This window comes from Mediterraneibacter hominis (assembly GCF_014287475.1).
Classification (GTDB): Bacteria; Bacillota; Clostridia; order Lachnospirales; family Lachnospiraceae; genus Mediterraneibacter; species Mediterraneibacter hominis.
On the sequence record NZ_JACOPF010000001.1, the window covers coordinates 1,773,298 to 1,798,080 of the forward strand.

A 24,783-nucleotide genomic window follows, 5' to 3' on the forward strand; every position below is an offset into this window, starting at 1 on the left:
CTTTTAACATATTTTTATTTTATGTCTAAAATTATAAAAGCATATTTAACAAAAATAAAACAATCATCCATTTATTTTCTACAACAAAATATTGTAAACATTCGTATATGTGTAGTAAAAAATTATAAAATAGGACATAAAACAAGCCCCATTCTATTTTTCCTGAATGGGGCTTGTTCTTTTTTCCTCTTAGAGTCTTATGCTTTTGTCTGTAAATGCCTCTGGCTGTTCGCAGGTTGTTTTCAGTTGTATGTAAGCTTGTGTTTTACTGCTATCCAATATTCCTTTTAAAATTTCCAAAACATGCAGAGCCATTTTCCCTGACGCCTTCTGTCTTGTACCTCTTAGAATACAAGCTGCCATATCTGCAAGGCCTACTCCACGGCTATTTTCACTATACGGGTAAGAAACCGGTATTTCTGTAAATTCTGTCTCCCCTTCCTTTAATAAGAAAACAGGACCGCCAAATGTATCTGGGTTTGGCATTCTAAGTGTTCCTTTCGTCCCGTATACTTCTATAAACGGCAGACTGTGCCCCCAGATATCAAAACTTGTCATAACCGTTGCTACTGCTCCGTTTTCAAATGTCACCGTACCTGTAACATGAGAAGGCGTCTCCACAGGAAAGGTCTCCCCCTTTTTAGGGCAGTCAAAAGTAATTATTCTTTTATCAAAACCAGATGTTGCCATACCGCACACACTTTTTGCCGGCCCTAGCATTGACACCAATGCAGTCAGAAAATATGGTCCTATATCCAGCATTGGCCCAGCTCCTTCCTTATATAAAAATGCCGGATCTGGATGAAATCTTTCTGGCCCATGATGTCCAAAAAATGCAGTTGCAGCTACAGGGGTTCCGATAACACCACTGTCCAGTAATTCCCTGCATGTCTGCAGGCCGCCGCCTAAAAATGTATCTGGCGCACATCCAATATAAAGCCCTTTTTCCTCTGCGATTGCTACAAGTTCCTCTGCCTGTTCTACTGTAACACTCAATGGTTTTTCTACATATACGTGCTTTCCTGCCTCAAGCGCCTTTTTGCAGATATCATAATGACCTGCCGGAATCGTAATATTCAATACTATATCTACCTCTGGATTTACCAGCAGCTCGTCAACCGTCTGTACTTGCGGCACGCCGTACTTTTCAGCACTTTTTTTTGCTCTCTCCATATCAATGTCACTGCATGCCTGTACACAAGTGATATCAAATCTTGTTGTCAGATTTTTAAAATAAATATCGCTGATATTTCCACACCCAATGACACCTACACGCATTTTATCCATAACAACTCCTCCTGTCTGTCATCTACATTTATGATAACGTTTTCGCAGTATGCAAAATTAAGCCTCTCCATCTACTACCTTTGGTCCTGCGCTACTTCCAAAACGCACTGCCCCTGCTGCAATCAGCTTATCCGCATCTTCTCTGGTACGGATACCCGTAGATGCCTTCACCAGCACTTTATCGCTGACACTCTTTCGCATAAGCGCTACATCTTCTACTGTCGCACCTTTTGTTCCATAAAATCCGCTGCAAGTCTTTACAAACTTTGCTCCACATTTTTCTGCAAGTTTACATACTTTTACTTTTTCTTCGTCTGTCAATGCATGTGTTTCTATAATCACTTTTACATCTGCCTTACCTGCAGCCTGTATAACTGCCGACATGTCTTTTTCTACATACTCCCAGTTTCCGTCTTTTAACGCACCGATATTAATAACCATATCGATCTCCTGAGCACCATTTTCTACCGCTTCTTTTGTCTCGAGAACTTTTATATTCGTCGTGTTTGCTCCCAGAGGAAATCCAACCACTGTTGCCGTCTTCACCGGACTCCCCTTTAAAAGCTCCGCTACCATTTTTACATGGCATGGGTTGACACATACCGCCGCAAACTTATATTCCAAAGCCTGTTTGCAGAATAACTGAATTGTCTCCGTTGTTGCGTCTGCATGCAGCTTTGTATGGTCAAAATATTTTGCATATTCTGGTCTGTAATCTTTTCCTTTTTCTTTCATAAACAATCCTTTCCGCAGTTTTTCCTGCCGCCCTCTATATTGTTGTAGACTTCCTTTTAATTAATTCAACTGGTAAGGTATAATGCTTTTTGGCAATCTTTTCATTTCTGCTCATCTTCAAAATCGTATCCGCAGCCAGACGTCCCATTTCTTTAACGGGTTGTGCGATTGTTGTCAATGCCGGTACTGTCCATTTCGCTGCTGAAGTATCGTCATAGCCTGTCACCTGCACTTGTCCCGGAACAGAAATCCCTGCTTCCGCCAAAGCACTCATAGCACCGCTCGCCAATGTGTCTGTATAACAGCATATCCCATCAAAAGGTACTTTTCTCTCTATCAAATCTTTAATCGCCGCATATCCCTCCTGAAAAGACACCTGAGTTACCGGGCGGTACAAATCCCTTGCAACATCTACGCCTCTGTCCTGATGCGCCCGGATAAATCCAGAATAGCGTGCAAGTTGTGTACTAAGCCCCCTCGCATCAAAAAGGGCAACGATATGCCGGCATCCGGCATCTAACAGCGTGCCTGCTGCCAACTGCCCTCCTGTATAATTATCTACCTCTATCGTCACAACATCCTTTGATGCCGCGTTCCACGGCAGACGGTCTACAAACACTTTGGGAATCCCATCTGTCAGATCTTCTTCTGTGATCTCCTCACCCGATATAAAAATAATACCTGATACTCTGCTGCCACGCAGCATTTCTAGTTGTTTTGCCTGCACAGTCGGCTGTTCATTTGTATTGCAGATCATTGCAGTATACGAATGCCCAAATAAAGTGTTTTGGATTTCCAAGGTTATGGATGCAAAAAACTCATTGGTAATGTCCGGCACAATGATTCCTATATTATTGGTGCTGTTCGTCCTAAGTCCTCTGGCAAATACACTTGGCTGATATCCTGTTTCTGCTATTACCTTGCGCACCTTGCTCTCTGTCTCCGCCGAATAGCGTCCAGAATGATTGATAATACGGGATACTGTCGGAACAGAAACATTACATAAGCGCGCAATATCCTTTATTGAAATGTTCTTTTCCTTTGACTTCTTTTCTTCCATGAACCTATCTCCAATCCCTTTTTTACAAGCATATCATATATTTCTAAAAATAATCAACTTAAGACACCTTCTAATTTCTTACCGGAATGTAATAACTCCCTTAATATATCCATCCGCTTTTGCTTCCGCAGTCTCCAGCATCTTCTGGATATCATGGTAGTCCATTATATGTGTGATCAAATCCTTCTGGCAAAAGACGCCTCGTTCCATCAAGCGCTCCGTTTGTACTACATGGTCAGAAAAATGACGATCACACGCAGGCGCTGTGTTGATGATACGCAACCCATTCAAATGCCAACATGATGCATCCAGTGTACGTTCTTCACGATGCCACGCAAAATTAGATATTGTCCCTCCCGGAGAAACTAATTTTACCGCCATCGAAAGCCCAGGCTGAGAACCAGAACATTCCACAACAATCTCCGCACCTCCACTTTCTATAATCTCCCCGGCCACTTTCTGCCCTTCTTGGGAGTTACTTAAGCAACACACATCTGCACCATATTTTTTTGCCAATTTTAATTTTTCCTCATCCACATCAAAGCAAATCATTTTACCTATATGGGAGTGATGAAATGCCTGTACATTTAAAAGCCCCATATACCCAGTCCCGATAATTACTACACGGTCACCCGGATTTACTTTTATATTGGCAAGACCATTTACCACACATACAGAGGGTTCTCCAATCAAATACGCGAAATCCTCCGTAGAGACCGGATTCCCTGGCAGCTTCCCTACCATATCCGCTTTTATATTCATCACTTGTGTCATAGACGGCCCTCCATCTATACAGAACACTTTATCACCAGAAGTAAATCTCTTTACTTCATCTCCAACTTCACGGATAATCCCGACAGCCTCGTGGCCGAAAGGAAATGGAAACGGCTGACGTAAATCCCTCCCTTTGAACAGATAACTGTCCCACGCACAAACGCCACACGCTATTACATCAATCTGTACCTCATCCGGTTTAGGCGGCAGAATATCAACCTGCCTTATCTCCGTTGTACGTTCCTTCGTTATGTACAAAGCATCTGTTTTCATCTTAAAACTCCTTTCAACTTTTTATACTTTTGAGATATCGTTATCATATTATATTCATACTTCATTTTTTAATTCAATAGTTATTTTGCATAATATTTTATATTATTTTTCATAATTTATGCACAACATAAATAGTATTGACTTTTTACACATCATCTGTTTAGAATATAGACATGAGATATCGTTATCCCTAATTTGTAATTCATATTTATTAGATATTGATTTAGGGAAAAAACAGAAAGGAGGTTTCATTATGTCTAAAGAATGTGTGATCGGTCTGGACATTGGCGGTACAAATGTCCGTATCGGTTCTGTAGACCTAAATGGGAAACTTATACATTCCCGTATTACAAGCAGTAAGGAAATCGCTGACGGACGTCCTGAAGATGCCATCAAAGACCTGGCCGTTTTTATCAACACCTATGTCAAAGAGTTTGTGCCGCAGAAAGTTTTAGGCGTTGCTGTCGCTTTTCCCGCAACTCTAGATGCCAAAAGAGAAGTTCTATACTCTGCCACAAACCTCGGAGAAAATGCAAAATGCAGGTTTGACGGACAAAATATCGTAAGTGGATTACAAGAATGGATATCTGCCCCTGTCTTTTTAGGGAAGGATACCGATTTCATTCTCTACAACGATATACATGAATTGCATTTGAATACTTCCGATATGATCACCGGTATTTATTTTGGAACCGGGATCGGTTCCAGCTTTTTTTATCAAAACGATACCATCTACGGCAGCGATGGAGTGGCCGGAGAAATTGGTCATCTTCCTATCAGTGATAATCGCCGCAAATGTACCTGCAACGAACGGCAAGGATGCTGCGAAACCGTTGCATCCGGATGGCGTCTCACCGAACTGCAAAAAGAATATTTTCCAGATACATCACTGTCCGATTTATTTTTAAAACACCAGGACAGTCCTCCAATACAGACTTTCCTATATGATATGGCAAGAGTCATAGCACTCACAGGAAATCTTCTCAACAGCGCTTATACAATCGTCGGCGGCGGCATTGTAAATATGGAAGGATTTCCCAAAAAGCAACTTCTAACACTTACTTTGCAGATGCTGCGCCATCCGTATCCGCGGGACACTTTTCGGATGCTGTTTTCTCCTTCCGGGCAGAATGCAGGAGTTCTGGGCGCTGCCCAATATCTGTTCCGTAAATTAGAACTTTCATCAAAATCATAAGGGAGGCGCATAGTAATGAAAAAATATTTGCCTGACGGAATCACTCGACAAGAACGCACTTCTGTTCTAAATGCAGATATGCGTGCAAGTATCCCTTCTATTTGCCTGGAACGCGCGCGCCTGGTTACCAAAAGTTATAAAAAAACCGAGGGAGAGCATTATCTTCTGAGACGCGCAAAAGCTCTAGCCAACGTGCTGAAAAATATGACCATCTTCATCCGGCCGGAAGAAATTATTGTTGGCAACCACGCTTCTAAACAGCGATTTGCCCCCCTCTATCCTGAAACTGGTGTCTTGTCTAAAAAAGAGTTAGATCTGATGCCTATCAGGGAAGTCGATACTTTACAGATTACAGAGGAAGAAAAAAAAGAGCTTCTGGAAGAAATCTATCCCTGGTGGAAGCATAAGACACTGGAGGATCTCACCTGGGATAGATTTCCCGCTGACTTGAAAGAAATAGCTACCTCTCCAAACGCTGTATTCAATGCATTAAGCCGTACCCGAAGCGGATACGGGCATTATCTGCCGGATATCGCCAAAGTCATAAACAATGGATTTCAAGCGATAGAAGCTAAGGCACAAAAAAAACTGGAGTGCCTTTCTTGCCAGGATGAGGACTTTACATATAAGTCCGCCTTTTACAACGCCGCCTTAATCATCTGCGAAGCAGTACACACATTTTCCTCCAGATACGCGGCTCTGGCCGGTACTCTTGCCGAAAATACGGCAGACCCCAGACGCAAAAAGGAATTAAAGTTGATTGCCGCAGCGTGTACACAAGTACCTTACCATCCTGCCCGTAATTTCCACGAAGCGCTGCAGTCCTACTGGTTTACACTGCTCATTGACTACATTTTTCAGAACGGGTCTGCTATTTCCTGCGGCAGATTTGACCAATATATGTACCCATATTATCTCAAAGATACGGACAGCGGCCTTTTGACAAAAGATGAAGCACAAGAAATGATAGAGGCTCTCTGGGTCAAGCACAATGACGTCATCAAAGCCTGCACTTACAACAGCGCAAGAAATAATGGTGGTTTTTCCACTTCTGCTCATCTGACTTTAGGCGGAGTAGATAAAGACGGCCACGATGCCTGCAACGAATTAACATTTCTCTGCCTGGAGGCGGACCGAAATGTATTTAATTGTGAGCCAAATATCGGTGTCCGGATTAACAAGAAAAATCCAGAGGAGCTCCCCCAAAAAGTATTTGAAATTCTTGGAACAGTAGGCGGAGGAAAATATCCCTTGTTCAATGATGATGTCATTATTCCCACTCTGGTAAAAGACGGACTTCCGCTTGAAGAAGCACGAAATTACGGTATTGTAGGATGTGTGGAGCCGAACCCATACGGAAATAGTTTAAGTATCTCAAACGCCTGCTATTTCAACCTGGCCAAATGCTTAGAATTCGCCCTTACAAATGGATATTGTCTTCTGACTAATAAAAAAATGGGGCTCTCTACGGGTGACGCTTCCTCTTTTACCTCCATGACCGAAGTAAAAGAAGCATACGAAAAACAAGTATCTTATTTCGTAGAAAAAATGGCAGATTCCTTAAACATTATAGAGGAAAGTATTGCGGATTATACTCCGCACATCTACTGTTCTCTGCTCCTTGATGATTGCATGGAAAGAGGATTAGACAGCTCGGCAGGGGGAAGCAGGTACAACTATTGCGGCGTACAAGGAGTCGGCGCTCCGGATGTCGGAGATGCGCTGATGGCAATCGACAAGCTGGTATTTCATGAAAAGAGGCTATCCATGTCAGATTTACTCCACATACTCCACTCTGATTTTAAAGACGCTGTATCAGAGCAGAATATGCTTTTATATGAAGCTCCTAAATATGGAAATGATATAGATGAAGTGGATCGGTATGTTCGTTATGCCGGAGAACAATATTGCCTTGAGGTGGCAAAGCAAAAAGAATGGCGGGGCGGTAAATTTCGCCCAGGTCTCTACTGTGTATCCGCCAATACTCCAATCGGAAGGCAGGTCGGCGCTATGGCAAATGGCAGAAAATCCGGTATGCCGCTTGCGGACGGTGGTATCTCTCCTCGGCAGGGCGTAGACGAAAATGGTCCTACAGCCGTATTTTTATCTGCTGCTAAATTAAATTTAGATCTTGTGACAAATGGAGTAGATTTAAACATGAAGATACTTCCAAGCCTTGCAAAAACCCAGGAAGATTATCAAAAACTTACACAAATGCTGCGCGGGTATTTTGCTGCCGGCGGTATGCACGTACAATTCAATATCATTTCCGACGATATATTAAAGGAAGCTCAAAAATTCCCTGATGCTCATCGTAACCTGGTTGTACGTGTTGCAGGATACAGCGCATTTTTTGTAGATTTAGATGTAGACATACAAAATGAAATTATCTCACGTACTGCTATGCAGGCATTATAAAAAGAGGAATCTTATGATCAGTAATATTCAGAGATTTTGTATTCATGACGGCAGCGGAATCCGCACTACTGTTTTTTTCAAAGGATGTCCGCTCCGCTGTGCCTGGTGTGCTAATCCAGAAACCCAGCACACTTGTGCGGAGCTCATGATCTATCATGCCAGATGCGGCCAATGTCAGACATGTATATCTGCCTGTCCTGCACATGCACTTTCCTTAAACGGAGGAAACATACAAGTCGATACCAGCCAGTGTACTCTGTGTAAGCTCTGCGTAAAGGCATGTCCTAACCGGGCAATAAGTATCAAAGGTGAAGTGCTCTGCGCACAGGAGATACTAGATATTGTCCGCCGTGATAAACCTTTTTATCAAACTTCAGGAGGCGGCATGACCTTATCTGGCGGAGAACCTCTCTATCAGCCAGAACTTGCCCTCGAACTGTTAGTGCTCGCAAAGAAATACAATATCCATACCTGCATCGAAACCTCCCTGGCATGTTCCTTTTCGGTTGTTGAAAAGGTTCTGCCCTTTCTGGATGAAATTTATTTTGATTTAAAACATACCAACAACACAAAACACAAAGCCGGAACCGGTATCAGCAATACACAAATTTTAGATAATATAGAGCATTTATTGAAGCAACGTCCAGATGCCAGGATGAGAATTCCGGTCATACCGGGATTTAATGACACAGAAAAAGATATCTTAGAAATCTGCCGTGCCTTAAAGGAATTCCCTATATCTTCTGTAGAACTTATGTGGTTTCACAATCTAGGAAACCCTAAATATAGCGCACTCGCAAGAGAATATCCGTATACACATATAAGTCCTTTCTCTGATATAGACAAAAAGAAAATAAAAGATAATTACCAGGCAAATGGAATCGTTGTTATACATTCATAAACATGACAGACAGCCTGTCAGCAAAAGTCCCTAAGAAAGAGGTGAGTCAATTTGGCTGAAAATTACATATTAGAATGTTCTGGTATTTCCAAAACATTCGGCGGAACACAAGCACTCAAGGAAGTAGAGCTTCATATCCGTCCCGGTGAAGTACATGCCTTACTCGGAGAAAACGGAGCTGGAAAATCCACACTAATGAAATGTATCATTGGTTTATATAAGCCAGATAAAGGGGCCATGACCTGGTGTCAGAAACCCTATCAAGCACATGGACCTGTTGATGCGATTAATCAGGGGATTTCTATGATCCATCAGGAATTAAATCCCGAACCGCATCTGACAATTGCAGAAAGTATTTTCTTAAAGCGGGAAAGCACTCGTGGCTTCCTACTGGATAAAAAAGCACAGAACAAACGTGCCGAGGAAGTCTTGAAAAAATTCAACTTTCCTTATGGTCCAAAAACTTTGATGAAAGATTTGACGCTCGCCCAGGTACAGATGATTGAAATCATCAAAGCCGTCTCCTGTGACGCAAAGTTGATCATTATGGATGAGCCGACTTCTTCTCTTGATAGCGAAGAGACACGTCATCTCTTTCAAACAATCAACGATCTGAAATCCAAAGGGGTTGCAATCATCTATATCTCTCACCGCATGGAAGAAATTTTTGAAATCTGCGACCGCGTATCTGTATTCAGAGATGGCACTTATGTCAGCAGCCGGGATATGGAAGGAGTTACCAAAGATGAACTCATTTCTATGATGGTCGGCCGCAACATTGAAAATGTTTTTCCAAAGACAGACTGTAAAATCGGCAAACCCGTGTTTCGTGTAGAACATCTGTGTGGAAAAGGTTTTACAGATATCAGCTTTGAAGTACGTCAAGGAGAGATCCTTGGTATTTCTGGATTGGTAGGATCCGGTCGGAGCGAAACTGTCCGCGCAATTTTTGGACTGGATCCTATTATATCCGGCAAAATGTACCTAGATGGAGAAGAAATTAAAATCAAAAATCCACAGGATGCCATCCGCCGGGGAATCTGTATGGTAAATGAAGACAGAAAAGAATTCGGTTTATGCCTGCAACGTTCCATCCGTGAAAATATATCTCTTCCCAATCTGCCTAAGAAGCAAAGAGGGCTCTTGCTTCGTCAGAAAAAAGAAAGACAAGAATGTGAAGATGCGGCAAAGACGTTGACTGTAAAATGCGCAAGTATCGAGCATACTGCTCTGTCCTTAAGCGGAGGAAACCAGCAGAAAGTCGTACTTGCCAAATGGATTATGGCAAATCCCAAGGTATTGATCTTAGATGAACCGACAAGAGGTGTTGACGTAGGCGCAAAGTCAGATATCCACGCACTGATGTGCAAATTTGCCGCAAAAGGTATGGCAGTCATCATGATCTCTTCGGAATTGCCAGAGGTTATGGGAATGAGCGACCGTATCTTGATTTATCACGAAGGACGTCTCAACGGTTCTATAGATCGTTCTGAAATTATTACAGGAAACACCACCCAGGAAGAAATTTTAAAAAGAGAATTCGGTGGAAAGTAGGAGGAAAAGTTATGGCTTCAAACGAAAAGAAAATTCTTGGCGTAAAGGAAGATACCTTCCGCATGATGATGGGAAAATATGGAATCGGTATTATCCTTATCGGAATGGTAATTGTGATTTCTATTATAAAACCCCGTTTTATCCAGCCCTCTAATCTGTTGAATATATTGACACAGATTTCTATCAATGGGTTGATAGCATATGGTATGTGTCTTGCGATAACAACAGGCGGTATTGATCTGACTGTCGGTGCACAACTTGCGCTAGTAAGCTGTATTTTGGGACAGTTAGTGGGGGAAATGGGCATGAATATCGGTCTTGCATGTCTTATCGGATTGCTTGCAACGACTGCTTTCGGGCTTCTCAATGGTATATTGATTGCCAAATTCAATATGTTCCCCTTTGTCGTCACCTTATCCACGCAATTAATCGTCCGGGGTATCGCACAAGTCATCAGTGACGGGCAGGCAGTTTCCCTTGCAAACGCAAATTTTAAAGCAATCTATTCGGATCGGTTCGCCGGGATCCCACTCCCGATCATCTATCTGGCCGTCGTTGTCATCATCATGTATATTCTCATGCACTGGACAAAATTCGGCCGTTATGTATACGCGGTGGGCGGCAATGTCAACGCTGCGATTGCTTCTGGGGTAAATGTTGTAAAAACAAAGACGCTCTGCTATACCATTGTCGGTCTTCTCTCCGGTATGGCAGGTATTATCTTCACAAGTAAAACCGGCGCCGCCCAGTCTAATATCGGGGTCGGATATGAAACAGACGCGATAGCAGCCTGTGTGCTGGGCGGCACATCCTTTGCGGGAGGTATTTCTACCGCTTCCGGCGTGCTTCTGGGTTCGATTATCATCGGATGTATCTACAATGGAATGAATTTCTTAGGAATTGACAGTTACTATCAGTCTATGGCAAAAGGTATCATCATCATTTGCGCCGTACTTTTGGATATGGTTATGAACCGGAAAAACCGTTAAGCAACCAGTTACTTTTTAAATACAGCATGGGGAATCTCCATGTTGCTATATAAAACCCATTCATTAAAAGGAGGAAAAAATTATGAAATTGAAAAAAGTCCTTGGAATCGCACTGGCAACTACCGTTCTGTTAGGAGTAACCGCCTGCTCGTCATCAGAACCCGCAAAGACCGGCAACAGTGACGCGGCTGGAGGCGACGTCAATGGAGACGGCGAAATTATCATCGGCTATATTGCCAAAAACACAACCGATCCGCAGCCCAGCACCATAAACAGCTCTGCTTCTGAACAGCTTGACAAATTAAAAGCCGACGGCGTTATCGACGACTGGACTGGTATCATGGACGGACTTTCAGACGCTAACAAGCAGGTGGATCTCGCGCAGGACTGCATTGCACAAGGATGTGACTATGTAATCATCACACCCGCCGAAGCTGTCGCTTCCGATCCTGCAATCACAAACCTCGTTGACGCTGGCGTAAAAGTAGTGGTGGTAAATGCAAAAACAGACAGTACTGATGATGTTGCTATGACTTTCTGTGGCTCTGATGATGTATACGCCGGAGAACTTATGGCGGAATATCTAAATGAAAAGCTTCCAGATGGGGGGAAATACCTCCACTGTCAGGGCGTTATCGGAAATTCTGCCCAGATCCAGCGTGCTGAAGGTATTACAAATAAATTGAATGACAATTTTGAATGTATAGCTGAAGTTCCATGTGAATGGTCAGGTGAAAAAGCTGTTAATGCAACTCATGATGCCCTGGCACAATATGGAAAGGATTTAACTGCTGTGATCTGTGATAATGATGATATGTCTGCCGCCGCACAGCTTACCTGCAATGAATCCGGCAGAGAAGATATTATCTGTATTGGAGTAGATGGCAATGCCGGGGCAATGGGAATGATTCAAGAGGGAACACTGGATGCAACTGTCCTTCAAGATAGTATCGGGCAGATTACAGCAGCTATTGATGCAATTGTAGCTGATATCAATGGAGAAACTGTAGAAAAAGAGTACTTAGTGCCATTTGTAATTGTTACTGCAGAAAATGTAGATGAATATGCTACAGAATAGTCCCTTCTATTTCCTTATATATTTCTTCTGATAATCTCATTGAATATTTTAGCCCATAAAGATTAAAATATTTAAGAATGTGTTCTATGTTAAGAAAGAGCCCGGTCAACCTGACCGGGCTCTTTCCTATACTTTTGTTATCAACCTTCAATCGCAATGTGTTTTTTCGTCTCCACTGCTCTTTCATCTTTCTTTGGAATCGACAGCCGCAAAATACCATTTTCATATTTTGCCTTGATGTCTTCCTGTGTAAGAGCATTTCCTACATAGAAGCTTCTCTGCATTGCCCCTGCATAGCGTTCTTTGCGAATGTATTTTCCTTTCTTGTCCTCCTCGTCTTTGTCCAGAGCTTTGGAAGCAGATACTGTCAGATATCCTTCCTCTAGCTGGACGCTGATTTCATCTTTCTTAAATCCAGGAAGATCAATGTCGACTTCATATCCACCCTCATGCTCACGAATATCTGTCTTCATCATATTTTTTGCGTGTTTTCCATACAGAGGATTTTTCTTTCCCCAAAAGTCACTCTCGAATGGGAAGTTCATCCAATCATCATCAAATAAATTTTCTCCAAAAATACTAGGCATCAACATAAGTCATTTCTCCTTTCAAATTCTAATCTTTTTTGTTCTATGAACCGCTTACGCGGCTGCCATCAGCACTCTTAGACAAATACTTAAGTGTTGTCAGCAAAGAATCTGGGGAATCAGAATTTTCATTTATTTTTTATTCCTCTTCCTTTGTTCTATATATTATATAGCACATATATATTAGCACTGTCAAGAGGTGAGTGCTAATATTTTTTGAATTTTTTTGCAAACCCAGTAAAATCAATAGATTGCACGCTTCTAAACTCTCTATAAATCTGTTTTCTATACTACTACACCATTACTATACCATTTTCTGATTTTGATATACTAAGTATTGATCACTTTTTCATATTTTATGATTTCTTCCTTTATATCTTCCACACCTGCTATGTGATTGAATACGTCCATTGTCACATCACTATGGGCGTGCCCCATGATGTACTGTAAGATTTTGATATTCATGTCATGCTTCGCCATGTTCGTGCAGGCGGTATGACGCAGGCTATGGCCTGATATTTTAGGAAGAAGCACAGGCGTCCTGCGTTCTTTTCCTGACTTTGTTTTAGGGCTGTTAACATGGAACCTGCAGCCGTCTCCGAAGTCCTTATAAATCAACTGGTGATTTACAGATACTTCTTTTTTCTCCATATCTATGTCCAAGCATGTTAAGTCAATCAGTTCGCCGCGGCGTAAACCAAGTTCAAGCATAATGGCCAATTCGCCCTTGACTATGTACCAGATTATAGCCCCATTTGCTTTTTCAGGACATTACACGCAATGTAAAGCGCTGTTTGTCAGGAGTACAGGCTTTTACATAATGGGTAAAAAAGGCATTAAAAAATACACACCAAAAATTGATGTGTATTTTTCTTGCTGTTTTTATTGTTTTGTACTGCTTCTTTTTGTATAAGAACCCAGCCTGTATTTTTGTTCGATTTCCAGATTTTCCAATATCTCATTGCATTCATCCATACTCCTTCCCCTGCAGCGGGTAATAAGAAATGTGTATGCGTATTCTCTTTTACTGAAGCGGTTGCATCCTAACCTCAAGCTATATAATAACGCTTGTGCCATCATCAAGTCCAGATAATAGCCAACGGAAACCAAAATCAATTCGTTAAAGCTATATCCTGCTATTGTATTTTCTTTCGGCTTGATTCTCCTTATTTCTCTTCTAAATATTTATTATCTGCCTTTTTTCAATTTCCAAAGGATACTGCCCCCTAAAACAGAAAAGCTTGCTAAACCTGCGGCAACATACAGAAGAATATTTTGCGTATCGCCTGTTTGAGGGGTTTTTACTGCGGCGGCTTTATTATCTGAAACATTTTCACTCTTGTTCTCTGTATCTGCATTTCCACCCGAAACTGCTCCTGATGATGTTTCATTTTTTGTAATCAGAATCGGGGATAACTGGTCTGCTGTAAATGTAACCGTTACATTTCCTTCCGCGTCTGCTTTATAAACTCCGATTTTCAGCCATTGTCCGTTATGATAGCTCCACACAGTCACTTCCTGCCCTTGTGTAAGTCCGGTCTGGAATACCCATGTTCCTGCCCCTGCTTCTCCTGATGGGACGTCCCACGTTCCAATCACTTCTCCCTGCGGCATTGTGGCAATCGCTTCTTCCGGCAGTAAATCTTTTGCGGGAACGCTTTCCGGCTGTCCTACCTTGATTTTTACACTTATTGTTGTATTTACTCCCAAATATTCGTCGTAGTAAGGCGCACTATATTCCCGTACTCCCGCCTTTGATACGTCAATATCAGGGAAATAATATGTCAGTGAGACTAAACCTGCGCCAAGAGGCGCAATCACTTCCGCCGGATTATCTTTATTTACCGCTGTAAGCTCTAATGATCTGCTTGTATAACCTCCTACAGGTATACTGATAACATCTGTATCTCTCCCACTTGAAAATCCTTGATTAACGACAAGGACTTTAACAGGTACAATCCTTACTGTAATTTCTGTCGACAACTCAAAATCTGCCGCAGTTACCGTCACTTTATGTTCCCCTTTTACATTTGTATCAAACGCAGAAATTTCAAGCACAGGCTCTTCTCCTACGTTGATAAGGCTTCCTGCTTCATCATAAAAATCTACGTATAGAAAATCTCTTAATTTATCTTCTGAAATCCCAAGCGGAAGTGTATTTCCTGAATAATGACTGTTCAATCCTAACTTTGCTTCTATTTTTGCAGGCTTTGGAACTTCTCCTTCTACCACGTTCACTTTTAGCGTGCATGACATTCCTTTCCATGTGACTGTAACATCCTGCCGCCCTAACTGCATATTATCAAAGCCTGATACCATACTATTCAATAGAGGGCTGTAATCACTCGTACCTGTACTTAAGTTACTGACAGCGACCTCTACCTCATACTGGTCTAAATTTGTTCCTTGAATCACTTCAAGAACATCATTTTCCCACGAACCCTCAAAAGATACGCTCATCCGTATATCTTCTTCTGACACCTCTTCCTGCTCCTGACCTGTTTCGTTTTCTGTCTGCTCCTCTGTTATAACAGAAGTGGTCTCTGTCTGCTCTGTATCTGCATTCGCCGCGTAAACACATGGTGCCATGGACAGGCTCAACGTAAGCACTGACAGCAGACATAAAATTTTTTTCTTCATTTCCCTTTTCTCCTTTTTTCATTTTGTCTTATCTCTGTTAAAGCGTTTTCCAGTAACAGATACTTTGATTATATCGCACCCCCCCCCCTAAAAAATCAATACTAAATACAGATACAGACAGCTATTTTATGACAATAATCAAGGAATATTCCAATGCAGTTTTTTGGGAATATCCCTTGTTCCATTTTGGGTTATTGGCTGAATCAACTGCCGCCTGTAAATCCCCACTCTTTCAGAGTGTCTGCGGTAAAGGGATTGACAGGCTGTCTACTACACCATTTTTTTCATTTTAAGACGATATTTGACACCCATACATAAAATCTCAAATATCGCAGATTCCCTGAAAATAGGGCGTTACGCCACTCTATAAAGCAAGACAGAAACCATTCACAGCTAACAAGATGTGAGTGCTAATTTTTTAATATTTTTTGGAAAACGAATTTCGATGTTTCAGATCATTTTATACGTTTTTCTTCATGGCGATTTATTCTATCTTTTCAATAGGCTCTTTTATGCGTGTTTGAATATTTTCCCGCAAGCTGCCCCTTTGTCCGGTGGTAATGACGATCCGTTCTTATTGGAACCAGATTTTTGATGATGTCTTCATAGATCTGTTGGAATAGTTTATCCTGTTTTTTAGCGTCTCTTTCCAACAAAATATATATCAGATCATTCTTCAGTATTCCTATGCTTAATGTTCGGTTGATCATCATTTTATGTTTCCTGTGTTTCTCTTTTTCGTCCAATTCTGTCACTGCGTCTCGGATGATGTCCTCTGCCAGGTTGCTGATGTAGATCATACTGTAAATATCCTGCAGCAGTAATGTTGGCTTTGTCCCTGTGAAGTTTTCTATCTGAAGGCAGTCTTTTAGAGTTTCATATGTGGTTTCCATTCCCCATCTCATTTGATAGAGTTTTGCAATTTGAAAGCGGTCAAAGGTTTTTGATGGAAGATTCGTAATCAGCATTTCTTCCCTCTGCTCCTGTCAAGGCGGCCTGCTCTTTTTTATAATCGCTGGATTTCAAACGTACAAGAAACAAAAATCATGCGGATGAATGATACTGTGGATGAGTATCCCATGTCCATAACAACCAAAAAGGGCTGGAATGTACCGATAGTTTCCTGCACACGGGCAATCTGTTCTTCTGCAAGGCGCATTTCATCAAACTTACATTTACAGCAGCCGCTCTCCAGGATCATACGGTTCATAACATCATAAAGGCAGCCCAAGCCAATGGAAGCCTGCGGTTTTGTATCTTTTCTGCTGGAAATTCCGAATTCTTCCAGAGTTTCTCTGGTAGTTGGGATATTGAGCCCGGAACTGTCCGCAGCCAGAACTAAATATCCTTGAAAAGCAGAAAATCCCGGTTCCGCATAAAAATTTCTGTTATGATAGTGATAAATTTCATTAAAGGCTAATGGATTAGATTTCATACGCTGTTTTAGATAACCAGGCTTTGATATCTCTCTTCCCGGATGTGCAGTCTTCATATAATTACGCAGTTCCAGACTCAATGTGCTCCCCCTTCGGTTCAGCATGGTAAACAAAAGATCTGTTAAAGGCATTTTTCGGTTTCTTATAAAAGATAACGGGTTTCCATTTCTACAAAAATTCTGAAAGTCACCCTGATGGATCAAACTGATATCACAACAGACCCATTTTTAAGAATTTTTCATAAGATCACCTGTCTTAAAGAACACAGAAAATATCAGTTATCTATTTTAATTATCCAGCAAGAGTATAGAAAAAAGGAACCTTCTACATTTTAAAATGTAAAAGATTCCTTAAGTTAATGACATTGTGTAAAATAAAGCTTTACGGGCTCTGACACCACAGGATAAAATCACCCTAAACGAGCCAAGAGGTAAGTACTGGTTTTTATTTTTAATTTTATTTCATATCCCCCTCTGTTTCGCCGTCTGCTGTATCATCTTCTGCTTTTCTTGCTTTGACCTTTTCCGTCAAACAGCCGATAGAGATTATCAATCTCTTCATCCTGCACCACCGTTTTCTTTTGAGCATCCGCTGGTACGGTATAGTGATACAGGTCTACATACTGTATTTTTGACGCTTTAAACGAAAGATAAATTCTATTTTTTCCTATTTTAAAATAGACCTCTAAATCTGGTAAGATTATCTTACATCAGTTTGAAGATTATACAATTTTTACTATGTCCCGTAATATATATTTGATTCTGTTACATAGTTTTTTCCATTCCATAGGTTTCAAACTCTTTAATTACTGCATTACCACCATATGTACGGATTTGAATACGGTTTTGAACATCTTGCGCAAAAATATTATTAGAATGATTATTCTGATACTGGTCTGTGAATATTTCCACTGAACTTTTGTCTGAGAAAATATGAATATCTAATTCTTTTTTCCCATTCATTTTGATTGCACTTCTCGATCTTCCTTTGCTCCATCCATCTGCGTGGTCTCTGTCTATTATAATTTCTGCGTGTTTAAAATCAAACGTACAAATCAATCGTTTTCCGTTTCCGCACCGCAGATTCAATTCCATACGTTCTGCATCCGTCTGCTCAAGAATTACCTTCATTTTCATTTCAAAAGAAACTCCATCCCCAGCAGATAATTCTTTACCTTCCGGCGAAACAACCAACTGTTCTTTTTTCGCGCCATCTGCCCTAAGCATGTGCAATTCCTCGATCGGTATAAACTGTAGAGTATAATCTCCCATAAGACGTACTTCTCTCGGAATACTATAGAAACCGCACCATCCTTCTTTATAGGTAGGTCCCCAATCCTTCCAAGAGGACATCCATTCCCACTCATTCGCCCATCCGATCATGACTCTTCTTCCATCCTCTGTAAGGAAAGACTGTGGTGCATAATAGTCAAGTCCCCAATCAATTTCCCCTACTGTGTGATAAATAAATTTTCCTGTATGATATTCGAAATCTCCTACAAAATATATTGCTGTATGCTCGCCCGCACCCATTGGAGAAACTGTCAGTACATATTTATCTCCCAACTGATAAAAATCTGGACATTCCCACATAAAGCCCCATTCTCCTCTGCTTTCCGCTAGTACGTTAACATACTCCCAGTGAAACATATCCTTAGACCGATACAGAAGCACCTGCGCCTTGTTTTCCCTGCTGGCCCCACATACCATATAATAAGTGTCTTCATGTTTCCACACCTTAGGATCTCTGAATTGAGAACTTGGTATGCCTTGCGGAGCTTTCAGGACAGGATTCCCATCATATTTTTCAAAATGAATCCCATCTTCACTGTATGCAATACACTGCGTCTGCTCATTGCCGTTTCCATGATTTGCAGCTCCTGTATAAATTAAAAATAATTTTCCCTCATGTTCAATAGCGCTTCCCGAAAAGCACCCACCTCTTATATAATCATCATATGGTTCACTAGGGGCTAAAGCCAAAGGAAGAAATCGCCAATGAACCATATCCTCACTGACAGCATGTCCCCAATGGATATAATCCCAAAATCCATAATATGGATTATACTGATAAAAAAGATGATATTTCCCACGAAAATATATCAGTCCATTGGGATCATTAAGCCATCCTGTCTGTGGCATGAAATGGTAATACTGTCGCATCGCTCCCATCTTTACCTGTTCTTTCTTCTTATCTATTTCCTTTTGCGCCCTTCTGATATTTTCCAACATTAATTCTCTTGACATATGTTCCTCCACACGTGCTTTCTGGCTTTTATACTCAAAATATCATCCCTTTACAGCCCCTGATGTCATCCCACTGATAATATATTTTTGCAGAAATATATAGAAAATCAGCTCCGGCAGCATAATAAGCAGACTCGCTGCTATAATTGCGCTGTAATCCATTGAATACTGTCCTTTAAACATAGAAGTCATCAATGAAACCGTATTCAGCCGGCTGTCCTGTATAAAAGTAGAAGCAAAAGGAAATTCATTATATATGTATACTGCATTAAAAATAATAATTGTTACAAATGTTGGTTTCATAACAGGAATTACTACTCTGGTACATATTTTAAAGAGATTGCATCCATCAATCAGTGCAGCTTCCTCTAATTCCCCAGGAATTTCTCTTAAAAACCCGGTAAACAACAGTGTATTAAAAGAAATGTTAACGGCAATATACGGTATGATCAATCCTAATCTCGTTCCTAATATTCCCATTGCAGAATCAATACGGTAAACAGGGAATATCAGTACGTATATCGGAATCGCTATACCTGCCAAAAAGAAGAGATAGATATGTTCCGCTGTCTGCTCTTTTTTAAAAGTAAGTCTTGCAATAGCAAAAGAACTCATAAAAGTAATCACAATGCTGAAAAATGTACTAACAAGTACCAAGAGCAGAGTATTAAAATACATACTTCCAAAGTCGATCGTCTCTAACGCTCTTACATAATTTTCAAAATCCCATGATACAGGAAATGATAGCGGCGTGTTCACAATTTCGTTATTTGTTTTAAAAGAAAGCAGAACTGCCCATATGATAGGAATCAACAGAATAAGTGCAAGAGCTGCGACAAATATGTAAAAAACAACTTTTTTTATCAATCTTCTTTTTCTTGTCATGATTCTCTCCTTTTCTTTTTCGTTGTGATTCTAATATAGGCAAACGAACCCGTAATAGAAAGTACAAGTATCGCGACAGCGATAGCCATGCCATATCCATACTTTCTCGAACTAAACACGGTAAAATACATGTAAGATGTAAGAAGTTCCGACTGATGCGCTGGACCTCCTCCCGTCATCTGATATACTAATTCATATATTTTGAATACTCCGGTTATAATCAAAACAATATTAATAATAAATGTCTCTTTCAACATAGGGATTGTCACATAAAATAATCTTTGCAACACATTCGCTCCGTCCATTGCACAGGCTTCGTATATATCTCCCGGAATCGTTTTTATCCCTGAAAGAAAGATTGTTGCATGAAAGCCCATGACCTGCCATGTAAATACTATAGCAAGCGCCAGAGGCGACCATTTTGTCCCCCCGATCCATTCAATAGCCAGTGCATCCAACCCTATATTTCGGAGGATATTATTGATCAGTCCGTACTGTGGATTCATAATATATCCCCATATGATACCGATAATAATGGGGGCTATGATATAAGGCGCGAATACGACCATTTTAAAAAATGCATTTCCTCTAAAAGCCCTATTCATCAACATAGCTGTTAAAAATGAACCCACAAGAAGAAATACGAGACTGCACACCAGAACAATACATGTATTTCTTAAAGCAATCAAAAACAATTCATCCCCAAACATCCGTATATAGTTGTCAAAACCTTTAAATTCTGCTTTTCCCATACCGCTGTAGTCTGTAAAACTATAGTAAACTGCAACCAATACAGGAATGATAATAAACACTATATATACAAGTAATGTTGGAATCAGCATAACTGCTTTTGCTTTTTTTGTACTCACCCAATGCATAATATCCTCCAAATTTTGTATAAATCTAAGATCTGTTTTCTTTTACCGCTCTGCACTGTGCAGATCTTCTACATAATCTGCGGCCTCCTCAGGTGTATATACTCCTGTCATAATACCAAATGTTGCGTCAAAGTATCCATAAGCTACAGTAGAAGATAAAGAATTAAAGGGTTCACGAACAGCTTCCCAATCATCATTTAAAGCCTGTATCATCGCTGCCAGTACCGGATGCTCTTCTGAATTTACTTCGCCTTCATACTGAGAGCAAGGCAGAGCTGCTGTATCTTCGGCAATGATTTTTGTTCCTTCTTCTCCATAATAAAATTGCCAGAACTGCATAATTGCATCCAATAGTTCTTTATCCTCTGCCGCTTTCGCAGAAACCACATATACTCCGCCTGACGCTTTTATCCCGATTTGCTGCGGATACTCACTGTCTGTAAAAGTCGGACCCCAGAAAAAGCCAATATCCTGTGCTATATCACTAGCTTCAAAATCTCCAATATCCCATGCACCAGAATTAAACATAGCTGCTTGTCCGCCAAGGAATTGCTCTTTTGCTTCAAAATACCCCATATTTGCAATGTTTTCTGTAAAGGTTTTATTATCCCGCATTTCTTCTACCTTTTCAAAATAATGTATAAAATCTTCATTATTCCAAGAAATACTTCCGTCATTCAACCCTTCCAATTTTTCAAAGAATCCGTAACGTGCCAGCATAGTTTCAAAAGCCCATATACTGTAATTATCCTGTGCCCCTACCGTAAGCGGCACAATACCCGCAGCATTTAATTTATTGACAGCCTCTGTAAATTCTTCGTAAGTCTCGGGTGCTTCTTCAATTCCGGCTTTTTCAAAAAGTGCTTTATTATAGAAAAAACCAGCCATCATCACTTCGCTCGGAAGTCCAAAGTCTCTTTCGTCAACCGTACAGGAATTAACCAATCCGGATAACAGGCTTTCATTAATCCCATATTCATCCAACGCTTCTGTCATATCATATAAGTATCCGTTTTGTGCAAATTCTTTCGCCGGAGCCTGTTCAAGCCAAAAAATATCCGGTAATTTATTTTCATCTGCTAATAGTGTCATTTGTTTGTTATGCTCAGATACTTCCTTTCCGCTTATATCAATTTTGATATTTGGATGTTGTTGTTCAAATGCTTCAATAATTTTCATCATATGAGGTTCTTGTTCTTCAATATTTGCTACATGCTCTGCAAATTCGATCGTAATCGTATCTTCATTTCCCGAGCGCTCGTCTTTCCCACTTGTTCCGCATCCTGTCATAGAAACTGTCAAGACTCCTGCCGCTACAACTGCTGTCACTTTTTCCCATACTTTTTTCTTCATAATCATCCTCCTTTAATCATCTAACTGAATTTCATCTAAAGTACCATATAATACATCATACTTCTTCACCCACTTTCCCTCCTGCTTTTCTTGTCTATATACTCCCCATGCATTTCCGCAGATAAAAAAGCTGGACATATTTTCTTCTATTACAGGGTGTATAGATAGCGTTTTCTTATACATGTCACTCTTTTGTCCCAGCAACGCCTGTAAAATCCCCCAACTTGCCATTGCTCTGCAATAATGATGTCCGGATTCGATTTCACTAAACGGATTTCTCTTGTACCCATCGTACCTATCCCGGATAGATTTTACGATCGTCAGTCCTTCTTCTACACAGCCCAGATAGATCAAATTCGCTGCCACCGAATATTCTACACCTGTCCACACCTCACCGGCATATGATAGGGGAAATTTAGGTCTCCCGCCTTTTGGCCATGTTGCAATTACCATACCTTTTTCATCATTGATCGCATAAGCACGATGTACACTATCCGTATGATAAAAATCTGTTTTATAGTTGTACTTAAATACCGATTTCATAGCTGTTTTCATATGATCTTTCGGTAGTACTTCTCCTATCCCTGACATATATGCCAAGAACTGTCCCAACAATTGATCTGACAGACATCCTTTTCCAAACTGATATTTATATCTATCCACATCCTCCAAAATCTGTTCATAATATTCACCGTTAAACAAAAGCTCATCCGCCAATTGGGCGGCTTTCTTATACAGCTGTCCGTAAGTCTTTTCATGTTCTTGATCACCCAAAACAGCTGCCATCTTTTCACAGCACTTTAAAGCTGCAAGAAATATACCGTCCGTCATCGGATTTAAACCGTAAAACTCAATATCGTAAGTGGTATTCTGCTGTCCGTCTAGCACACCATCTCCGTCTGTATCCCACTGTTTTATCGCATAATCTATTGCCTGCACTGCTTTTCCCCATATTGCTTTTAAAAATTTCAAATCTCCGGAATTTTTAAAATCACGGTAAATACGTACAATGCTTCCTAACTGCCCGTCACACGCCGGCACCATCTCATAACGTTTCTGTCCAAATACAGAAAACATTCTTGTAGACATACACCCATTTTCATCTGTTTCCTGCAAAAATTCTACATTACGCATCGTTTTTTCCAATTCCGGAAACAAAAAAGCAACCGTCTGTTCATAATTCCATACATGCGGGACACTACCGTATCCACACCCGATATCGTCTCGAATTCCTTCAAATCCTCCAAAAGTCCCATCTTCCAGCCTAAAACAGAGATTACTTCTTAAATTTGTAATGTTCGCTGTTAAAGCATCGATCACATAGTAAGGCAGCGTTGTCTGATGAAACATTGCATTAGCAAAATCTCTGCTGCCCTTTTCCAATCTGGACATTTCCGCATAGATATACTCTCCCACTTCCCATGCGTCGGAAAACTGTGTTGCATAATAATTCTTTACAATTCCGTATTTCCCATTTTTAAAATTTTCATAATCTTCATCAAATTCGATCCATGCCTTTACACGATTCGGGAAATACCACGTGATAACAAACTCAAATGTTTTCTCTTGTTGAGGAGCAAGCGTACAATAAGAACCGATGGAGCCGATTTTTTCTCTTCTTTTCAAAAAACTGAAATTATGGAATTGAGCAAACTCGCAACCGACACTGTCTGAAATCGTTTCTTTCTCCAACCGTCCGTCTTCCGTAAAGTCATCCCAAAAATCCTGAAGTCCATCAACCCACTCTCCATCAAACCATTGCGTTTTATAAGTCACATTCTCCCCGGTAGTCATGATCGCCATGTTTCCATATCTAAGATGTGTCTCTTCTAAATGTTCCGGTTCATAGTAAAGTCCTTTGATATTTCCTGTTTCACGGTATGTATTTTTCACGCTATCTGCCAACTTCAAATTTTCGATAACATCGTATCCCTCAAATCCGGAAGCATTGGGAAGTGTCCCTACCAAACTTACTTCTGTAGGATGATCCGATGTGTTTTTGATATGATATCTGATTATAGCCCCCGGAATACCAGAATCATTTTCATTCAACGGTATAAACGGTGTAAAAGCTTCCATACTCACCTGCACCGGCAATTCCGAATCAAAGAACCTCACATTAGCGAACGGATACTCACATATCATTTCCGAGTCTTCCATTCTTGGAAGATTCACCAACTCTGCCTGCAAATAACCGTGCGAACTTGTATAAGGAGGCAAAAGTCTTGCTTCTAATATTTTAGATATCGGTTTCTCCAAACTTTTATTTTCCGCTCGGATAGCAAAAAATGATAATGGAAATTTTGTGTTTTTAGCAGGCCAGTTAAAAATTTCCCAATCCAAAAATTTTCCTCTTGTATTTACAGAAAAATTACCTGTTCCGATTCCTCCCAAAAGGAAACGCACTTCAGATGCATCTCGTTTGTAAACACGTGGAGTTCTGTCGTATAGTTCTTTTTTTGAGAATATTTTATCCATTTTTCATCCTCCTTTT

Annotated in this window: 20 protein-coding genes; 6 read left to right on the forward strand and 14 right to left on the reverse strand. The window is 40.6% G+C overall.

The window, feature by feature from the left end; genetic code table 11:
• Nucleotides 1-189 precede the first annotated feature (189 nt).
• The 4 genes from H8S37_RS08670 to H8S37_RS08685 all read right to left on the reverse strand — a co-directional run bounded on the left by H8S37_RS08670 (nucleotide 190) and on the right by H8S37_RS08685 (nucleotide 4,129).
• Nucleotides 190-1,287 (reverse strand): Gfo/Idh/MocA family protein, encoded by a 1,098-nt coding sequence (locus H8S37_RS08670; protein ID WP_186875577.1) that lies wholly within the window; start codon nucleotides 1,285-1,287, stop codon nucleotides 190-192.
• 57 nt (nucleotides 1,288-1,344) lie between these two features.
• Complete coding sequence (gene deoC, locus H8S37_RS08675; protein ID WP_186875578.1) at nucleotides 1,345-2,022, reverse strand: deoxyribose-phosphate aldolase; 678 nt, start codon at nucleotides 2,020-2,022, stop codon at nucleotides 1,345-1,347.
• Between the two features lie 34 nt (nucleotides 2,023-2,056).
• Entirely contained in the window at nucleotides 2,057-3,082 is a 1,026-nt protein-coding gene (locus tag H8S37_RS08680) for a LacI family DNA-binding transcriptional regulator (RefSeq protein WP_186875579.1), read from the reverse strand.
• Nucleotides 3,083-3,160: 78 nt separating this feature from the next.
• Nucleotides 3,161-4,129 (reverse strand): zinc-dependent alcohol dehydrogenase, encoded by a 969-nt coding sequence (locus H8S37_RS08685; RefSeq protein WP_186875580.1) that lies wholly within the window; start codon nucleotides 4,127-4,129, stop codon nucleotides 3,161-3,163.
• Between the two features lie 253 nt (nucleotides 4,130-4,382).
• Between H8S37_RS08685 and alsK the strand changes: the two genes are divergently transcribed.
• From alsK to H8S37_RS08715, 6 genes are all read left to right on the forward strand, one after another.
• The gene (gene alsK / locus H8S37_RS08690) at nucleotides 4,383-5,324 is read left to right on the forward strand and encodes an allose kinase (RefSeq protein ID WP_186875581.1); all 942 of its coding nucleotides are present in this window, start codon (nucleotides 4,383-4,385) and stop codon (nucleotides 5,322-5,324) included.
• Between the two features lie 15 nt (nucleotides 5,325-5,339).
• Entirely contained in the window at nucleotides 5,340-7,742 is a 2,403-nt protein-coding gene (locus H8S37_RS08695) for a glycyl radical protein (RefSeq protein ID WP_186875582.1), read from the forward strand.
• Between the two features lie 13 nt (nucleotides 7,743-7,755).
• Complete coding sequence (locus tag H8S37_RS08700) at nucleotides 7,756-8,643, forward strand: glycyl-radical enzyme activating protein (protein WP_186875583.1); 888 nt, start codon at nucleotides 7,756-7,758, stop codon at nucleotides 8,641-8,643.
• Nucleotides 8,644-8,694: 51 nt separating this feature from the next.
• Nucleotides 8,695-10,197: a sugar ABC transporter ATP-binding protein gene (locus H8S37_RS08705; RefSeq protein WP_186875584.1), complete on the forward strand. Its 1,503-nt coding sequence runs from the start codon at nucleotides 8,695-8,697 to the stop codon at nucleotides 10,195-10,197.
• Nucleotides 10,198-10,208: 11 nt separating this feature from the next.
• Nucleotides 10,209-11,186 (forward strand): ABC transporter permease, encoded by a 978-nt coding sequence (locus tag H8S37_RS08710; RefSeq protein WP_186875585.1) that lies wholly within the window; start codon nucleotides 10,209-10,211, stop codon nucleotides 11,184-11,186.
• 82 nt (nucleotides 11,187-11,268) lie between these two features.
• A complete protein-coding gene (locus H8S37_RS08715; RefSeq protein ID WP_186875586.1) occupies nucleotides 11,269-12,264 on the forward strand; it encodes a substrate-binding domain-containing protein in 996 nt (331 codons plus the stop codon).
• 140 nt (nucleotides 12,265-12,404) lie between these two features.
• On the opposite strand, the gene H8S37_RS08720 is transcribed toward H8S37_RS08715, so the two are convergent.
• The 10 genes from H8S37_RS08720 to H8S37_RS08765 form a co-directional block, all read right to left on the reverse strand.
• Nucleotides 12,405-12,857: an Hsp20/alpha crystallin family protein gene (locus H8S37_RS08720; RefSeq protein ID WP_186875587.1), complete on the reverse strand. Its 453-nt coding sequence runs from the start codon at nucleotides 12,855-12,857 to the stop codon at nucleotides 12,405-12,407.
• 324 nt (nucleotides 12,858-13,181) lie between these two features.
• Nucleotides 13,182-13,562 (reverse strand): tyrosine-type recombinase/integrase, encoded by a 381-nt coding sequence (locus H8S37_RS08725; RefSeq protein ID WP_186875588.1) that lies wholly within the window; start codon nucleotides 13,560-13,562, stop codon nucleotides 13,182-13,184.
• A gap of 477 nt (nucleotides 13,563-14,039) precedes the next feature.
• Complete coding sequence (locus H8S37_RS08730) at nucleotides 14,040-15,491, reverse strand: LPXTG cell wall anchor domain-containing protein (RefSeq protein WP_186875589.1); 1,452 nt, start codon at nucleotides 15,489-15,491, stop codon at nucleotides 14,040-14,042.
• 497 nt (nucleotides 15,492-15,988) lie between these two features.
• Nucleotides 15,989-16,459 (reverse strand): hypothetical protein, encoded by a 471-nt coding sequence (locus tag H8S37_RS08735; RefSeq protein ID WP_186875590.1) that lies wholly within the window; start codon nucleotides 16,457-16,459, stop codon nucleotides 15,989-15,991.
• Between the two features lie 38 nt (nucleotides 16,460-16,497).
• A complete protein-coding gene (locus H8S37_RS08740; RefSeq protein WP_186875591.1) occupies nucleotides 16,498-17,007 on the reverse strand; it encodes a hypothetical protein in 510 nt (169 codons plus the stop codon).
• Between the two features lie 684 nt (nucleotides 17,008-17,691).
• Nucleotides 17,692-19,173 carry a glycoside hydrolase family 32 protein gene (locus tag H8S37_RS08745; protein WP_186875592.1) on the reverse strand — a complete coding sequence of 494 codons (1,482 nt, stop codon included), beginning with the start codon at nucleotides 19,171-19,173 and terminating at the stop codon, nucleotides 17,692-17,694.
• A 42-nt stretch (nucleotides 19,174-19,215) separates the two neighbouring features.
• Complete coding sequence (locus tag H8S37_RS08750; protein WP_186875593.1) at nucleotides 19,216-20,058, reverse strand: carbohydrate ABC transporter permease; 843 nt, start codon at nucleotides 20,056-20,058, stop codon at nucleotides 19,216-19,218.
• Nucleotides 20,055-20,936 (reverse strand): carbohydrate ABC transporter permease, encoded by an 882-nt coding sequence (locus tag H8S37_RS08755; RefSeq protein ID WP_186875594.1) that lies wholly within the window; start codon nucleotides 20,934-20,936, stop codon nucleotides 20,055-20,057. The genes H8S37_RS08750 and H8S37_RS08755 overlap by 4 nt, the downstream gene beginning before the upstream one ends.
• A 42-nt stretch (nucleotides 20,937-20,978) precedes the next feature.
• On the reverse strand, nucleotides 20,979-22,289 hold the full coding sequence (locus tag H8S37_RS08760; RefSeq protein WP_186875595.1) for an ABC transporter substrate-binding protein: 1,311 nt from the start codon (nucleotides 22,287-22,289) through the stop codon (nucleotides 20,979-20,981).
• A gap of 12 nt (nucleotides 22,290-22,301) precedes the next feature.
• A complete protein-coding gene (locus H8S37_RS08765; RefSeq protein ID WP_186875596.1) occupies nucleotides 22,302-24,767 on the reverse strand; it encodes a GH116 family glycosyl-hydrolase in 2,466 nt (821 codons plus the stop codon).
• Nucleotides 24,768-24,783: the final 16 nt, after the last annotated feature.

Excerpts from the sequence above, each read along its gene's own strand:
- H8S37_RS08670 (WP_186875577.1), bottom strand. The coding sequence starts at position 1,287 with ATGGATAAAATGCGTGTAGGTGTCATTGGGTGTGGAAATATCAGCGAT.
- deoC (WP_186875578.1), bottom strand. The coding sequence starts at position 2,022 with ATGAAAGAAAAAGGAAAAGATTACAGACCAGAATATGCAAAATATTTT.
- H8S37_RS08680 (WP_186875579.1), bottom strand. The coding sequence starts at position 3,082 with ATGGAAGAAAAGAAGTCAAAGGAAAAGAACATTTCAATAAAGGATATT.
- H8S37_RS08685 (WP_186875580.1), bottom strand. The coding sequence starts at position 4,129 with ATGAAAACAGATGCTTTGTACATAACGAAGGAACGTACAACGGAGATA.
- alsK (WP_186875581.1), top strand. The coding sequence starts at position 4,383 with ATGTCTAAAGAATGTGTGATCGGTCTGGACATTGGCGGTACAAATGTC.
- H8S37_RS08695 (WP_186875582.1), top strand. The coding sequence starts at position 5,340 with ATGAAAAAATATTTGCCTGACGGAATCACTCGACAAGAACGCACTTCT.
- H8S37_RS08700 (WP_186875583.1), top strand. The coding sequence starts at position 7,756 with ATGATCAGTAATATTCAGAGATTTTGTATTCATGACGGCAGCGGAATC.
- H8S37_RS08710 (WP_186875585.1), top strand. The coding sequence starts at position 10,209 with ATGGCTTCAAACGAAAAGAAAATTCTTGGCGTAAAGGAAGATACCTTC.
- H8S37_RS08715 (WP_186875586.1), top strand. The coding sequence starts at position 11,269 with ATGAAATTGAAAAAAGTCCTTGGAATCGCACTGGCAACTACCGTTCTG.
- H8S37_RS08720 (WP_186875587.1), bottom strand. The coding sequence starts at position 12,857 with ATGTTGATGCCTAGTATTTTTGGAGAAAATTTATTTGATGATGATTGG.
- H8S37_RS08725 (WP_186875588.1), bottom strand. The coding sequence starts at position 13,562 with ATGCTTGAACTTGGTTTACGCCGCGGCGAACTGATTGACTTAACATGC.
- H8S37_RS08730 (WP_186875589.1), bottom strand. The coding sequence starts at position 15,491 with ATGAAGAAAAAAATTTTATGTCTGCTGTCAGTGCTTACGTTGAGCCTG.
- H8S37_RS08735 (WP_186875590.1), bottom strand. The coding sequence starts at position 16,459 with ATGCTGATTACGAATCTTCCATCAAAAACCTTTGACCGCTTTCAAATT.
- H8S37_RS08745 (WP_186875592.1), bottom strand. The coding sequence starts at position 19,173 with ATGTCAAGAGAATTAATGTTGGAAAATATCAGAAGGGCGCAAAAGGAA.
- H8S37_RS08750 (WP_186875593.1), bottom strand. The coding sequence starts at position 20,058 with ATGACAAGAAAAAGAAGATTGATAAAAAAAGTTGTTTTTTACATATTT.
- H8S37_RS08755 (WP_186875594.1), bottom strand. The coding sequence starts at position 20,936 with ATGCATTGGGTGAGTACAAAAAAAGCAAAAGCAGTTATGCTGATTCCA.
- H8S37_RS08760 (WP_186875595.1), bottom strand. The coding sequence starts at position 22,289 with ATGAAGAAAAAAGTATGGGAAAAAGTGACAGCAGTTGTAGCGGCAGGA.
- H8S37_RS08765 (WP_186875596.1), bottom strand. The coding sequence starts at position 24,767 with ATGGATAAAATATTCTCAAAAAAAGAACTATACGACAGAACTCCACGT.